This is a genomic window from Jejudonia soesokkakensis, from assembly GCF_042664795.1.
In the GTDB taxonomy this organism is placed as follows: Bacteria; Bacteroidota; Bacteroidia; order Flavobacteriales; family Flavobacteriaceae; genus Jejudonia; species Jejudonia soesokkakensis.
In genome coordinates this window covers 194036-208964 of record NZ_JBHTBN010000001.1, presented here as the reverse complement: position 1 = coordinate 208964, position 14929 = coordinate 194036, and the positions used below count along the sequence as shown (strand labels likewise).

General features: G+C 36.7%; 12 protein-coding genes. 8 read left to right on the top strand and 4 right to left on the bottom strand.

Annotation, left to right across the window (positions count from 1 at the left end):
• Positions 1 to 69: 69 nt before the first annotated feature.
• Genes rnc through ACFQO1_RS00980 form a run of 3 tightly spaced genes read right to left on the bottom strand, consistent with a single transcriptional unit; the run spans position 70 to position 2336 of the window.
• Complete coding sequence (rnc, locus tag ACFQO1_RS00990) at positions 70 to 822, bottom strand: ribonuclease III (RefSeq protein WP_380215802.1); 753 nt, start codon at positions 820 to 822, stop codon at positions 70 to 72.
• 14 nt (positions 823 to 836) lie between these two features.
• Entirely contained in the window at positions 837 to 2090 is a 1254-nt protein-coding gene (gene fabF, locus ACFQO1_RS00985) for a beta-ketoacyl-ACP synthase II (RefSeq protein WP_380215800.1), read from the bottom strand.
• Between the two features lie 12 nt (positions 2091 to 2102).
• On the bottom strand, positions 2103 to 2336 hold the full coding sequence (locus tag ACFQO1_RS00980; protein ID WP_068590783.1) for an acyl carrier protein: 234 nt from the start codon (positions 2334 to 2336) through the stop codon (positions 2103 to 2105).
• Between the two features lie 184 nt (positions 2337 to 2520).
• Between ACFQO1_RS00980 and purN the strand changes: the two genes are divergently transcribed.
• The 5 genes from purN to ACFQO1_RS00955 all read left to right on the top strand — a co-directional run bounded on the left by purN (position 2521) and on the right by ACFQO1_RS00955 (position 7294).
• A complete protein-coding gene (gene purN / locus ACFQO1_RS00975; protein WP_380215798.1) occupies positions 2521 to 3108 on the top strand; it encodes a phosphoribosylglycinamide formyltransferase in 588 nt (195 codons plus the stop codon).
• A 14-nt stretch (positions 3109 to 3122) separates the two neighbouring features.
• On the top strand, positions 3123 to 3488 hold the full coding sequence (locus tag ACFQO1_RS00970; protein WP_380215796.1) for a DUF2200 domain-containing protein: 366 nt from the start codon (positions 3123 to 3125) through the stop codon (positions 3486 to 3488).
• 84 nt (positions 3489 to 3572) lie between these two features.
• The gene (locus ACFQO1_RS00965; RefSeq protein ID WP_380215794.1) at positions 3573 to 4211 is read left to right on the top strand and encodes a ribonuclease H1 domain-containing protein; all 639 of its coding nucleotides are present in this window, start codon (positions 3573 to 3575) and stop codon (positions 4209 to 4211) included.
• A gap of 145 nt (positions 4212 to 4356) precedes the next feature.
• Positions 4357 to 5280 (top strand): PfkB family carbohydrate kinase, encoded by a 924-nt coding sequence (locus tag ACFQO1_RS00960; RefSeq protein ID WP_380215792.1) that lies wholly within the window; start codon positions 4357 to 4359, stop codon positions 5278 to 5280.
• Positions 5281 to 5395: 115 nt separating this feature from the next.
• Positions 5396 to 7294, top strand: coding sequence for an amidophosphoribosyltransferase (locus ACFQO1_RS00955; RefSeq protein WP_380215790.1), 1899 nt, complete (start codon positions 5396 to 5398; stop codon positions 7292 to 7294).
• A 932-nt stretch (positions 7295 to 8226) separates the two neighbouring features.
• Here the strand turns inward: ACFQO1_RS00955 and ACFQO1_RS00950 are convergent.
• Positions 8227 to 8832 carry a superoxide dismutase gene (locus ACFQO1_RS00950; RefSeq protein ID WP_380215788.1) on the bottom strand — a complete coding sequence of 202 codons (606 nt, stop codon included), beginning with the start codon at positions 8830 to 8832 and terminating at the stop codon, positions 8227 to 8229.
• Positions 8833 to 8999: 167 nt separating this feature from the next.
• Between ACFQO1_RS00950 and ACFQO1_RS00945 the strand changes: the two genes are divergently transcribed.
• From ACFQO1_RS00945 to ACFQO1_RS00935, 3 genes are all read left to right on the top strand, one after another.
• Positions 9000 to 12155, top strand: coding sequence for a UvrD-helicase domain-containing protein (locus ACFQO1_RS00945; protein WP_380215786.1), 3156 nt, complete (start codon positions 9000 to 9002; stop codon positions 12153 to 12155).
• A 24-nt stretch (positions 12156 to 12179) separates the two neighbouring features.
• Positions 12180 to 13373 carry a glycine C-acetyltransferase gene (gene kbl, locus ACFQO1_RS00940; RefSeq protein ID WP_380215784.1) on the top strand — a complete coding sequence of 398 codons (1194 nt, stop codon included), beginning with the start codon at positions 12180 to 12182 and terminating at the stop codon, positions 13371 to 13373.
• Between the two features lie 126 nt (positions 13374 to 13499).
• Positions 13500 to 14906, top strand: coding sequence for an OmpA family protein (locus ACFQO1_RS00935; protein WP_380215782.1), 1407 nt, complete (start codon positions 13500 to 13502; stop codon positions 14904 to 14906).
• Positions 14907 to 14929 lie beyond the last annotated feature (23 nt).

The window sequence follows — 14929 nt, the reverse complement described above, 5'->3', positions numbered from 1 at the left end:
CAATAAAAATAGGCATTGTTACGTGAAGGAATGTAAAATCAATATAAATTTTTAGGAAAATAACCTCCTCTATTCTGCTTGCTTGATATCCTTATTGATTGTTGGTTGTAGCTTAAAATAAGCTCTTTTCGCAGCCCGTTCTTCTGCTTTCTTTTTTGAAGTAGCCCTTGCCTTAGCAATAACCTTATCTTCAAAAAGCAACTTTACAGCAAAATGTTTTAGAGAGTCATTGCCCGTATCTTCGTAAATAGAAAATTTAAATCTAATTTTATGCTTTTGACACCACTCTATCACAAGACTTTTATAACTTATTATTTTACCTTCTAGTTTTTCAATATCCACATAGGGTTTGATCACTCTTTTATGAATAAACTTTTCACAAAAAGGAAAACCTCTGTCCAAGTAGATAGCTCCTACCAATGCTTCAAATACATTCCCGTGGATATTACTTCCAAACTGCTTTGTAGGTATGGATGTTTTCACCAATTTTATTAGGTTTAAATCTCTTCCTAGTTCATTTAGATGTTCTCTGCTCACCACTTTAGAACGCATCTTAGTAAGGTATCCTTCATTACCTCCAGGAACTTCTTTAAATAAATGTGAAGCGATCACAGCACCTAGCATTGCATCTCCCAAAAATTCTAAGCGTTCGTAGTTCTGAGAGTTTCCTTCTCTGTCTTTTTCATTAGTAGAGCGATGGGTAAAAGCCTCAACATAGATAGAGATATCCTTAGGCTTAAAGCCTAAGATCTTTTTAACTGCTAAAAAAAAATCCCCGTCCTGTGCAGGGCGGGAATTAAATATGTTCTTAATTGAAGCCATATACTACATGAGTGTTAGGCATCTATTTTTTTGAATAGTACGCAAGCGTTGTGACCGCCAAATCCAAATGTATTACTCATGGCAACGTTAACTTCTCGCTCTTGCGCTTTGTTTAGGGTAAGGTTCAACGACGGATCGATGTTTTCATCTACTGTAGTATGATTAATTGTTGGGGGCACCATACTGTTTTGCATAGCCAGAATGGAAGCAATTGCTTCAATGGCTCCTGCTGCTCCCAGTAAGTGGCCTGTCATAGACTTGGTAGAGTTGATGTTAATTGTGTTGGCGTGTTTGCCAAAAATTGCACTAATTGCTTTTAATTCTGCTACATCGCCCAGAGGTGTTGAGGTGCCATGTGTATTTATAGCATCTACTTCGCTGGCGTCAATTCCGGCATCTTTTAAACAATTAAGCATCACACGTTCTACTCCAATTCCGTCAGGATGGGGAGCCGTCATATGATAAGCATCACTTGACATTCCGCCTCCAATAACTTCACAATATATCTTAGCGCCACGCGCTTTTGCATGTTCGTATTCTTCGAGTATTAATGCGCCTGCACCTTCTCCTAAGACAAACCCATCACGAGTAGCATCAAAAGGTCTTGAAGCTGTTTCGGGACTTTCATTAAGTGTCGAAAGTGCATGCATTGCATTAAATCCTCCTACACCAGCTTTGGTTACTGCGGCTTCACTTCCTCCAGTCACAATAATATCACAAGTTCCTAGACGTATATAATTTAAAGCATCAATCATAGCATTGGCAGACGAAGCACAAGCAGAAACTGTTGTATAGTTAGGCCCCATAAAACCATGCTTGATAGAAATATTACCTGGTGCAATATCTGCTATCATTTTAGGGATAAAGAAGGGGTTGAAACGTGGTGTTCCATCCCCTTCTTGAAAGTTTATTACCTCATCTTGAAACGTCTCAATACCTCCAATACCTGCTCCCCAGATAACACCAACTCGAAATTTATCTACTGAATCGAGGTCGATACCAGCATCATCAATGGCTTCTGTACTGGAAACCATGGCGTATTGAGCAAACCTGTCTAATTTTCGGGCTTCTTTACGATCAAAATGTTGTAATGGATCAAAGTTCTTGATCTCACAAGCGAATTTAGTTTTGAACTTTTCGGTATCAAAATAAGTAATAGGGGCACAACCGCTCCTTCCATTTTTAAGTCCATCCCAGTATTCTTGGATGTTATTACCGATGGGGGTTAGGGCTCCTAAACCTGTTACTACAACTCGCTTTAATTCCATAAAGAAGTAGTTTTATTTTGCTTCTTCTATGTATGAAACCGCTTGACCTACAGTAGCTATATTTTCAGCTTGATCGTCTGGGATTTGAATATCAAATTCTTTTTCAAATTCCATAATAAGCTCTACCGTATCCAGTGAGTCTGCTCCTAAGTCGTTTGTGAAGCTCGCTTCGTTTACAACTTCGTTTTCGTCTACACCTAATTTATCTACGATAATAGCTTTTACTCTTGATGCAATGTCTGACATAATCTTTTGTTTTAAATTTTAATTAAGTGGCAAAAATAAAATATTTTAATTGAATAAACCATTTTAAACACAAAATGTGAAACCAATTTAAACATTTTTAGCCGAAGTCAAAACCCTTTGCCTTACTTTTGTTTATTATTAATTAAGTTGACTTCTGTGAAACTCCCAAAGAAATGTGATTAATATGAAGAAGCGCATTGTGATATTTGCTTCGGGTAGCGGTACCAATACTCAAAACGTGATTCAATACTTTCAGCAATCAAAAACTGCTGAGGTTGTTCTCGTCCTCACAAACAAGAAGGATGCCAAAGTACTAGAACGAGCAAAATCTCTTAACACAAAGGCATTGTGGTTTACCAAAGAACAACTGTTTTCTGAAAACACGGTGCTTAAATTACTAAAAGCAGCACAACCTGACCTTATAGTACTCGCCGGTTTTTTATTAAAATTTCCAGAATCGATTCTGAAACAATTTCCAGATAAAGTCATTAATATACATCCTGCACTCCTTCCAAAATATGGAGGAAAAGGCATGTACGGACATCATGTACATAAAGCAGTTGTTGATAATAATGAAGCTGAAACTGGAATAACCATTCACTTTGTAAATGAAAAATACGATGAGGGTGCAATTATCTTTCAGAAAAAAGTAGCTTTAAATACTACTGAAACACCCAGTACTGTCGCTAAAAAAGTGCATTCCTTAGAATATGAGTGGTTACCTAAAATAATAGAAAAAGTGTTAGAAGGCACCATTATTACAAAATTATAATATAAAATAGTCCTATGAAAGCAACTCCAGAACATCATGAGCGAGTAGCAAAGCTTACTTTTGCCTCTGTGTACCCACATTATGTCACAAAAGTTGAGAAAAAAGGGAGAACAATTGAAGAGTTACTCCAAGTAATAGAATGGCTGACAGGTTTTGATGAAAAAAAATTAGAACAACTTATAGAAGAGAACGTAACATTTAAAGAATTTTTTGAGAAGGCTACTTTGCATCCTAATGCACAGCAGATAAAAGGAGTGATTTGTGGATATCGCATTGAAGAACTTGATAACGAAATAACAAGGCAAGTACGATATCTCGATAAAGTAGTAGATGAACTAGCAAAAGGAAGGAAGATGGAGAAGATATTGAGAAACAATTGATAACAGAGTGGTATTCAATGCGGGATAAGATGTCTGTATCAAAATTTGTCTCAGTAGAATGAGGCAAAAATGAGAGTAAGACGGATGGCAAAACAAAAATATTATGTTGTTTGGTATGGAAACCCAGCTGGAATCTATGACAGCTGGAATAAATGCAAAAAGGCGATTGCAGGTGTTTCTGGCGCCCAGTATATGAGTTTTGAAACCCTAAAGGAAGCTAAAGCTGCCTATGATAGAGAATATAGAGACTATAAGGGTAAAGGATCTTCAAAAAAGAAGCGGACTTTAACACCTTTAGAAAAAGCCAAATTTGGGGAGCCTAATTTATATAGTATTTCTGTAGATGCAGCCTCCAGTGGTAATCCTGGCAAAATGGAATACCGTGGGGTTGATACACAAACTAAAAAACAGCTTTTTCACCAAGGACCATTTTTGCAGGGGACTAATAATGTTGGAGAATTTCTGGCACTTGTACATGGTATCGCCTTTTTGAAAAAAAAAGGAAGTGACCGAATTATTTATAGCGACAGTCGCATTGCGATGGGTTGGGTAAAAAAGAAAAAATGCAATACGAAGTTAAAGCAAACGGCAAAAAATAAACCCCTTTTTGAACTCATAGCAAGGGCCGAGCATTGGCTAAAAAATAATCCCTACAAAACCGTAGTGGTTAAATGGGAAACCAAAGCTTGGGGAGAAATTCCTGCCGATTTTGGAAGGAAATAATTCCTACTTCGTAATAATTCTGTGAGCACGACAGTAAGACATAGCTCACATATTAGCTATGATATTTTAAAAGTCTTTCCTAAATACAAACATATTTTGAATGATTATAAAATTGTAAATTTGCATTTCAAAATTTTCAGAATATATGAGTAAACTTGTAATTGTTGGAACCGTAGCCTTTGATGCCATTGAAACTCCGTTTGGGAAAACCGATAAAATTCTAGGTGGCGCAGCCACTTATATAGGATTGTCTGCAAGTCAGTTTAATACAGACAGCGCTATAGTCTCTGTCGTTGGAGGAGATTTCCCTGAAGCAGACATTGCAATGCTTCAAAATAAGGGGATTAATATGGAAGGTCTTGAAATCATTAAAGATGGAAAAACTTTTTTCTGGAGTGGTAAATATCATAATGATATGAACTCTAGGGACACTCTAATAACTGAACTCAATGTACTAGAAAATTTTGATCCTAAAGTTCCTGCTGAATATAGAAATGCCGAAGTTGTGATGTTAGGAAATTTACACCCTATGGTTCAGATGGGTGTCATCAACCAAATGAAGAATCCGAAAATGGTGGTTCTGGATACTATGAACTTCTGGATGGATGTAGCTTTAGAAGACCTCAAAAAGGTAATCTCAAAAGTGGATGTTATTACAATCAATGATGAAGAGGCACGTCAGCTATCTGGAGAATATTCTTTAGTAAACGCTGCAAAGAAAATAATGACTATGGGACCTGCATATGTAGTCATAAAAAAAGGAGAGCACGGTGCTCTGTTATTTCATGAAAACAAGATGTTTTTTGCACCAGCATTACCTCTTGCCGAGGTTTTTGATCCCACAGGGGCCGGCGACACTTTTGCTGGTGGTTTTACTGGATATTTAGCTAAAACCGGAACTTATAGTTTTGAAAATATGAAAAGAGCAATAATTTATGGTTCCTGCTTAGCCTCTTTTTGTGTTGAGAAATTTGGAACAGAACGCATGCAACATTTGAAGAAAGAGGAAGTCAATAAGCGCTTACACGAATTTAAAAGCTTGACACAATACGATATCGAATTAACATAACACAGCGCCCTGAATTTTCGGGGCGTTTTTTGTTGAACTTAGCTACCTTTGGGTAGAATTAAAATAGATCTAGATCTAAACAGTTAAAAAGTTCCCGACTCTTCGGGTATGTACAATGAGTGACGCTTTAAAACACGAATGTGGAATTGCTTTAGTACGATTGCTAAAGCCTTTAGAATTCTATAAAGAAAAGTATGGAACTGCATTTTATGGAGTTAATAAAATGTATCTCATGATGGAGAAACAGCATAACCGCGGTCAAGATGGTGCCGGGTTTGCCAGCATTAAACTCGATGTAACTCCAGGAGATCGATATATAAGTCGAATTCGTTCCAATCAATCTCAGCCCATACAGGATATTTTTGCTCAAATTAATGAACGTATCAATGCTGAGTTTACAGCGCATCCTGGTTTAAAAGATGACGTAGCACTTCAAAAAAAATTAATCCCCTACATAGGCGAATTGTTTCTTGGGCATGTTCGCTACGGAACCTTTGGCGGAAATAGTGTCGAAACCGTTCACCCATTTTTACGAACCAATAACTGGATGCATCGTAATTTAATCATTGCCGGCAATTTTAACATGACCAATACAACCGAGTTATTTGATAACTTGATCAAACTTGGTATGCACCCAAAAGAAAAAGCCGATACGATTACGGTGATGGAAAAAATTGGACATTTTCTTGATGATGCCGTGCGTAAATTATACAAACAGGCAAAGAAAAAAGGACTCAGCAAAATTGAAGCTTCTCCTTATATCATAGAAAATTTGAATCTTTCAAAAATTTTAAAGAAGTCGGCTAAAAACTGGGACGGCGGCTATGCGATGGCAGGATTGTTAGGACATGGTGACGCCTTTGTTCTACGGGACCCTGCTGGAATTAGACCAGCATTTTACTACAAAGATGATGAGGTGATTGTAGTTGCTTCGGAAAGGCCTGTAATACAAACTGTATTTAATGTTCCTTTCGAAAATGTAACAGAGCTTCCTCCAGGTAATGCCTTATTAATGCGTAAGGATGGCACCATGAATATTTCAGAAATTCTAACGCCTTTGGAAAAAAAATCGTGCTCTTTTGAGCGCATTTATTTCTCTCGCGGAAGTGATGCTGAAATTTACCAAGAGCGAAAAGAATTAGGACGCCTCATTATGCCTAAAGTACTTAAAGCGATTAATCACGATACCGAAAACACTGTATTTTCTTTTATTCCAAATACTGCTGAAACTTCTTTCTACGGAATGCTAGACGCAGCTCAAAATGAATTGAATAAACAAAAAAATGAGGCTATTTTAAAAGAAGCAGGAAACTTGACTGAAGAGCGATTGCTTCAAATACAATCACATAAAGTTCGAACCGAAAAAATAGCCATTAAAGATGTAAAATTACGCACCTTTATCACAGATGATAGTAGTCGGGACGATTTGGTTGCCCATGTATACGACGTTACTTATGGAGTTGTCAAACCAAGTGACAATCTTGTAATTATTGACGATAGTATTGTTCGGGGAACAACGTTAAAGAAAAGTATTTTAAAAATGCTGGACAGATTGAACCCGAAACAGATCGTTGTTGTTTCATCTGCACCACAAATTAGGTATCCAGATTGTTATGGGATTGATATGGCTCGACTGGAACATCTTGTTGCCTTTAATGCAGCATTAGAATTACATAAAGACAGAGGTACGGCTTCAATTATCGAAGAGATCTATCAAAAATCCAAGGCACAAATAGGAACGGCAGATACAGAGATCATTAATCATGTAAAAGAATTATATGAACCTTTTACAGATGAAGAAATTTCAGATAAAATTGCCGAGATCATTTCTGAAGAAACTATTAAAGCGAATGTAAAACTCATATTCCAGTCTGTAGATGACCTTCACAAGGCATGCCCTAAAAATCTTGGTGATTGGTATTTTACAGGTAATTATCCTACTCCTGGAGGCAACAGAGTTGTGAATCAAGCGTATATCAATTTCTATGAGGGCAACCCTGAAAGAGCCTACTAAAATGTTAAATTTCCAATTATTTTAAGGAAAAGATGTCTTTAATCGAAGATAAAAACCACTTTATCCAAAAGTAGGAAAAATCGGAATTTCATACTGAATTATATCCTATATTTGATACATACCATAAGCATAAGTAGGTTAAGTTCATGGTAAGATTTGGGGCAAAAAAGGTAAACGACTTGTTTACCTTTTTTATTTGTTTTAAATCGAAAAGATGCTGAGAATTAAAGAATTGTAAGACTCATTTCATTTAGTTTTATTCAAAAATATAGTGTTTTGGTCCAAATCTCTACTAATTAAATAGACTAAAACTATCCAAAAGGAACTTTTTAACGAATAAACAGGTCGTTAGTCTAAAAGTTTGTGTAGCAATTAATTTATCTTCTATATTTGATATATACCATAGCATAAGTAGGTTAAGTTCATGGTAAGATTTGGGGCAAAAAAAGGTAGGTGCTAACCTGCCTTTTTTTATGCGCCAAAGTCTGGGGTGGTGAGCGTAGCGAACCGTTTTATCTCATTAAGTGCTTTTTGCCTTTTTAAACGATACGAAGTGGCAATCGTAACTAGACGATTATTTATTCATTGCACTTGTTAACCTTTTACATCAAAGTCTGGGGTGGTGAGCGTAGCGAACAGTTTTATCTCATGAAGTGCTTTTTGCCTTTTTATACGATACGAAGTGGCAACAGCAACAAGACGATTATTCATTCATTGTACTTGTTAACCTTTTTATGAATTACATCTAGGCGTGGCGAATTTGTAGCGTAACGAATGCGTTCTTTTTAATTGATACCAACAAAGCTAATAGGAAAGCCGTTTTCAAATTCTTTTATTTTTCTTCAGACACTTTAAAACTATCGTATAATCACAAAATAAAAAAGACCTTACTGTGCAGTAAAATCTTTTTTATTTTATATGTAGTTTGCTACTTATTTTTTTGAATAGCGAGCCCCTACTTCTTCCCAGTTAATTACATTAAAAAATGCTTCAACATAATCTGGACGCTTGTTTTGATAATTAAGATAATATGCGTGCTCCCAAACATCAAGTCCTAAAATAGGAGTTCCTCCACAACCTACACCAGGCATTAAAGGATTGTCTTGATTAGGACATCCACAAATATCTAAAGAGCCATCTTCTTTGACGCATAAAAATGCCCATCCAGAACCAAATTGACCCTTTGCGGTTTCAGAAAACTTTTCTTTAAAATCTGCAAATGAGTTAAATGAGCTATTGATCGCTTTGGCTAAATCTCCACTAGGCTCTCCTCCTCCATTTGGCGACATAATTTCCCAAAATAAACTATGGTTGTAAAACCCACCTCCGTTGTTTCTAACCGCTTTATTTTCCATATCCAGATTAATCAGAATATTTTCAATGGTTTTACCTTCCAGGTCAGTTCCTTCAATTGCATTGTTAAGCTTGTCTGTATATCCTTGATGGTGTTTCCCATGATGAATCTTCATGGTTTTCTCATCTATATGTGGTGCTAATGCATCATAATCATACGGTAATTGTGGCAGTTTAAATGACATAATTTTTATTTTTTAAGTTATTTATTCAGTTTTAAGTAGCTCAAAAATAATCATTAACATTCCCAAAATGTGTTATAGAATTTATAAGATTTTGATAGTTGTATAGATAATTTTGATATTCCTACTAAGACCGTTGATTTTTAATTATTTTAGTAAAAACAATTGTTTTGCTTAACACTCAAGTTCCTTTTACTATTTATAACGCCTCTGCGGGAAGTGGTAAGACCTATACACTGGTCAAAGAATACTTAAAACTGATACTAACTCCAGCTTCAGAAGGAGCCTATAAAAACTTACTTGCTATTACCTTTACTAATAAAGCTGTAGCCGAAATGAAACAACGTATCATTTCTAATCTCGTTTCATTTTCAGAAACAAAATCATTACATGAGCCTTCACAAATGCTAATGGCTCTTGCCGAAGAAACCAACCAGGATATTCCACAGATTCACGAGAAATCCATTCGCGTCCTAAAACACTTACTGCATCATTATGCAAGTTTTAGTGTGGATACCATTGACCGATTTAACCACCAGCTCATCCGTACCTTCGCAAGGGACCTAAAGCTGCCAACTAACTTTGAGGTTACACTAGACACACAACAATTGCTAACAGAAGCTGTCGATTCATTACTGAGCAAAGCCGGTGAAAGTCCTGAAATTACTAAAGTCCTTCTGGATTTTGTATTGGAGAAAACAGACGACGAACGCTCCTGGGATATCGCCCGCGATATTGTAAAAGCCTCAGAAATACTGTTTAATGAAAATGAAGCACCTCATGTCGAAAAATTAAAAGGTAAATCATTAGCCGACTTTAAAGCCTTTTCAAATGCCCTTCGGAAAAAAATAAAGGCATTGGATGCTGAAATTTCAGAAAAAGCAAAAGATGTTTTATCTACAATAGAATTTGAGGGGTTAGAACGATTACATTTTAGTAGTGGCTACTTTTTTGACCATTTTATAAAACTGAAGGAAGGTAGAACTGATATCAACTTTAAAACAAAATGGATTACCTCTATTCATGAAAAACCACTCTATTCTGGAAAAGTACAGAAAAGTACACCAGAGATTGCATCCATAATCGACACACTAACTCCTAATTTTATTCTGAAAGTTAAGGAAACAAAAGAAGCTTTACTTCAAAAAAAACTATTTACAAACGCACTGCGAAATCTCGTGCCGCTTTCGGTCTTAAATATGGTTCAAAAAGAAGTAGAAGTTATTAAAGAAGAAAAGAATGTACTTCCTATTGCCGAGTTTAATGCCCTTATTAATAAAGAAATTAAAAATCAGCCAGCTCCTTTTATCTATGAACGATTGGGGGAACGCTATCGCCATTTTTTTATTGACGAGTTTCAAGATACCTCACAGATGCAATGGGAAAATTTAATTCCGTTGATAGACAACGCGCTTTCACAACAAACTCAGGAGGGCGAGACGGGATCACTCCTTTTGGTAGGTGATGCCAAGCAATCTATTTATCGCTGGCGTGGCGGTTTGCCTGAACAATTTATTGATTTGTATCATGAAAATGGTCCGTTTACAGCAACCATTCCCAGTATAGAAAACCTGCCCACCAACTATCGGAGTTTTTCTGAAATTGTTCAATTTAACAACACCTTCTTTAGCCATATTGCCACCTATTTTGGAAACGCAGAACATCAGGAATTATATCAGGTGGGCAATAACCAACACCTCAATAAAAAAGAAACAGGCTATGTTCAGATTGAGTTTGTGGAAACCGAAAACAGGGCAAATAAAGACGACTTATATACCCAGAAAGTACACCAATGTGTTTTGGAAGCCAGGGCAAACAAATTTGAGTATCGTGACATCTGCATTCTTACACGTAGCAAAAAAGACGGCGTTGTTTTAGGGCAGTATTTATTAGAAAATAACATCCCAGTCATTTCACAAGAAACCTTGTTACTGCAATCTTCTGCCACCGTATGCTTTTTAATGAATATGATTACTTTAAGTTGTTTCCCCGAAAATGATGAAATTAAAATTAAAGTACTTGATTTTTTATACGACTTCGGAACGTTTTCAGTTGAAAAGCATCCCTTTTTAGATGCAGGTTTAAAAGCATCAGATTTTTCAGAATTTCTTACAGGTTATAATATTCTCCTCGATTTTAAAGAAATAACAGCTGTTTCTATATATGAAGCTTGTGAATACGTCATTCGGCAGTGTAAGTTAAACGAGAATCCAGATGCCTTTCTGTTTGGTTTCTTAGATTTTGTGTATGATTTTGAACTGCAGCCACAAACAAATAAACTTTTATTTTTAGAGCATTGGGAAGCCAAGAAAGATTCTGCTTCTATTGCAGCCAGCGAACAGTTAAATGCTGTGCAATTGATGACCATTCATAAAGCCAAGGGTCTGGAATTCCCAGTGGTGATTTTTCCTTATGCCAATGTAAATATCTATAAAGAAATTGAAGCCCGAACCTGGTTTCCTCTTGATGAAAGTACATTTGCATTTGAGGAAGCCCGCATCCATTATAACAAAGAGGTAGCCGAATATGGTCCTGTAGGCGAGGCTATGTTTACTGCGCGCCAAAACACATTAGAACTTGACGCATTTAATTTGCTGTATGTGACCTTAACGCGTCCTGTTGAACAGTTGTATATTATTGCTGAAAAACCTTCAAAAGTTTCGGCAGAATCACCTAAAAATTTTACCGATTTGTTTGTTTCGTATCTTCAGTCGGTGAGTCATTATTCTGAAGATTCTCTCGTTTATTCCTTCGGAAAGCAACACGAAAAGCAGTCTGTTACCGCTTCCGAAATACTAGAAAAAAACACTCCAACAATGTTATCTTCGGCCTTGGAAGAACATACTATCTCCATAGTAACTGCTGAAGCATCGCTATGGGATACTGAAGCTTCAATAGCAATTGAACAGGGAAATTTATTGCATGATACTATGGCAATGATTTACACAAAAGAAGATGCTACGACTGTACTTTCGGCATTAAAAGAAAGAAGTATAGTTTCTCAAGTTAGTTTTGAAAAACTGGAAGAGACGATCCATGCAATTATTTCTCACCCAGAACTGCGCGCATTGTTTGAAACTTCAGAAAAAATAATCAATGAGCGAGATATTATTACTGAAGACGGAATGTTGTTACGACCAGACAGATTAAATATTCATGATGACAATACAGTGACCATTCTTGATTATAAAACCGGAGATCTCAACATACGACATGCAGATCAAATTAATAGGTATGCAATAGCTTTGGAAGCGATGGGATTTAAAGTGGCTAAAAAAGTAATAGTCTATGCCCATTCCCGCGAGTTAGTAATAAATAAAGTATAAATTTGTCATATTAAATAGTATTATATGTACGGAAAGATAAAACAACACCTTGAACAGGAACTACAGGAAATAAAAGATAACGGACTTTTTAAAAAGGAGCGAATTATAACCTCACCACAGGATGCGGTGATAAAAATTTCGACTGGCGAAGAAGTCATAAATTTTTGCGCAAATAATTACTTGGGATTATCGTCAAATAAGGAGGTGATCCAAGCAGCAAAAGATGTTATGGATACGCATGGTTTCGGAATGTCTTCGGTGCGTTTTATTTGTGGCACTCAAGATATCCATAAAACATTGGAAAAGAAAATTGCCGACTATTACCAAACGGAAGACACTATTTTATACGCTGCAGCCTTTGATGCGAATGGTGGTGTATTTGAACCTTTACTTGGACCAGAAGATGCGATAATTTCAGATTCTTTAAATCATGCTTCTATTATTGATGGCGTTCGTTTATGTAAGGCTGCTAGATACCGATATGAAAACAGTAATATGGAGGATCTCGAAAAGCAACTGATCGCAGCTAATGAAAAAGGTGCAAGGTTTAAAATTATTGTGACCGATGGTGTCTTCTCTATGGATGGTCTCGTTGCTCCGCTTGATAAAATTTGCGATCTGGCAGAGACCTACGACTCTTTAGTAATGATAGACGAATGCCATGCTACTGGATTTATTGGAGAAACTGGACGTGGGACTTTGGAGGAAAAAAATGTAATGGGTCGAATTGATATCATTACGGGAACCCTTGGTAAGGCGCTAGGGGGTGCTATGGGAGGTTATACTACGGGTAAAAAAGAAATTATTGAAATGCTTCGCCAACGTTCTCGCCCGTATTTATTTTCAAATTCTTTAGCGCCTGCTATTGTAGGTGCCTCTATTAAGGTATTTGAAATGCTGAGTTCGGATACGACACTAAGAGATACGCTAGAAAAGAACACCGCCTATTTTAAAAAAGGAATGAAAGAAGCAGGTTTTGATATAATTGATGGAGACTCTGCCATAGTTCCTGTTATGTTGTATGACGCAAAGCTTTCACAAACTATGGCAGACATGCTGCTGGAAGAAGGAATTTATGTCATAGGGTTCTTTTTCCCTGTCGTCCCAAAAGGAAAAGCTAGAATCCGTGTACAATTATCAGCAGCGCACACTAAAGAACATCTCGATAAAGCAATAGAAGCCTTTATAAAAGTAGGAAGACAATTAAACGTATTGTAGTTGTAGCGACCATAAATGCTGCTGCTCCCATTGTTATTTATGAAAAATTTAATAGATTTGCTTTTGTTAATAACAATTAAGAACTTACTTTTGTCTCATTAACACTTAAAAATTAAACAATCAAATATGAAACATCTTAACAGTATTTTAGTTGCTGCCCTCTTAGTAATTGGTGTAGGCGTAGCAAACGCTCAAGACGCGAATAACCCTTGGGCTTTTGAAATAGGTGTAAACGCAGTAGACGTTTACCCTGTAGGAATTGACGACAAAGGAAGACTTCCTTCAGTATCCGCAAACGGTGATAGGATTAAAGGAGAAATCTTTGATGAATATTTTAACATTAACGATCACTGGAATATACTTCCTTCTGTATCAAAAGTTGCAGTAAGCAGATACATTGGTAGTGGATTTGTTTTTACTGCTGCAGGTACTTTAAACGAAATTGATAAGCTTGGTGATGCAAGATCTGAAGATCTTACTTATTACGCTTTAGATGGTGAGATTGAATATAGCTTTAGAGATTTGATTAATGGTCCTGGTGGATGGTTTGATCCAACAATTGGTGTTGGTGGTGGTTACACTTGGGTTGATGAAATTGGATTTGGTACTGCAAACGGTATCGCTGGTATTAAATTCTGGTTTACTGAAAACTTTGCATTTAGCCTACAATCAACTTATAAATATGCATTTGAAGATTCTTACGGAATTCAGCACTTCCAGCACTCTGGTGGTGTAGTTATGAAATTTGGAGGAAAAGATACTGACGGTGACGGAATTTACGATAAAGATGACGAATGTCCAGAAACTCCAGGTTTACCTGAATTTAACGGATGTCCTGATACTGATGGTGACGGAATCGAAGATAGAAAAGATGCATGTCCAGAAACTCCAGGTTTAGCAGAATTTAACGGATGTCCTGATACTGATGGTGACGGAATCCCAGATCCTCAAGATGCATGTCCTACAGTTGCTGGTTTAGCTTCTATGAACGGATGTCCAGATGCAGATGGTGATGGTATCACTGATGCTGAAGATGAGTGTCCTAATGAAGCTGGTCCTAAGGCTAACAATGGTTGTCCTTACGAAGATAGAGACGGTGACGGTGTATTAGATAAAGATGATGAGTGTCCAGATGTTCCTGGTACAGTTGCAAACAATGGTTGCCCAGAGGTTACTGTTGAAATCATGCAACAATTAAACCAGTACTCTAAGACTATCTTATTCGATTATGATAAAGCGACTATTCGTCAAGAATCATACTCTGCATTACAGAGCATCGCAGATATCATGAAAGAATACCCATCTGCTAACTTCCACGTTGAAGGACACACAGATAGTAGAGGTAGTGACTCATATAACTTAGATCTTTCTAAGAGAAGAGCTGCATCGGTAATGACATACCTTACAACAAAAGGTATCCCAGCTGGAAGATTAACTTCTGAAGGATATGGTGAAAGCCGTCCAGTAGCTACTAACAATACAGCTGCAGGAAGACAAGAGAACAGACGTGTAGAAATTTCTTTAAAGAAATAAAAAACACACTAAATAAATAGTTT

Bases quoted from the DNA above. Each gene is read 5' to 3' on its own strand.
- rnc (WP_380215802.1), bottom strand. From the start codon at position 822: ATGGCTTCAATTAAGAACATATTTAATTCCCGCCCTGCACAGGACGGG.
- fabF (WP_380215800.1), bottom strand. From the start codon at position 2,090: ATGGAATTAAAGCGAGTTGTAGTAACAGGTTTAGGAGCCCTAACCCCC.
- ACFQO1_RS00980 (WP_068590783.1), bottom strand. From the start codon at position 2,336: ATGTCAGACATTGCATCAAGAGTAAAAGCTATTATCGTAGATAAATTA.
- purN (WP_380215798.1), top strand. From the start codon at position 2,521: ATGAAGAAGCGCATTGTGATATTTGCTTCGGGTAGCGGTACCAATACT.
- ACFQO1_RS00970 (WP_380215796.1), top strand. From the start codon at position 3,123: ATGAAAGCAACTCCAGAACATCATGAGCGAGTAGCAAAGCTTACTTTT.
- ACFQO1_RS00965 (WP_380215794.1), top strand. From the start codon at position 3,573: ATGGCAAAACAAAAATATTATGTTGTTTGGTATGGAAACCCAGCTGGA.
- ACFQO1_RS00960 (WP_380215792.1), top strand. From the start codon at position 4,357: ATGAGTAAACTTGTAATTGTTGGAACCGTAGCCTTTGATGCCATTGAA.
- ACFQO1_RS00955 (WP_380215790.1), top strand. From the start codon at position 5,396: ATGAGTGACGCTTTAAAACACGAATGTGGAATTGCTTTAGTACGATTG.
- ACFQO1_RS00950 (WP_380215788.1), bottom strand. From the start codon at position 8,832: ATGTCATTTAAACTGCCACAATTACCGTATGATTATGATGCATTAGCA.
- kbl (WP_380215784.1), top strand. From the start codon at position 12,180: ATGTACGGAAAGATAAAACAACACCTTGAACAGGAACTACAGGAAATA.
- ACFQO1_RS00935 (WP_380215782.1), top strand. From the start codon at position 13,500: ATGAAACATCTTAACAGTATTTTAGTTGCTGCCCTCTTAGTAATTGGT.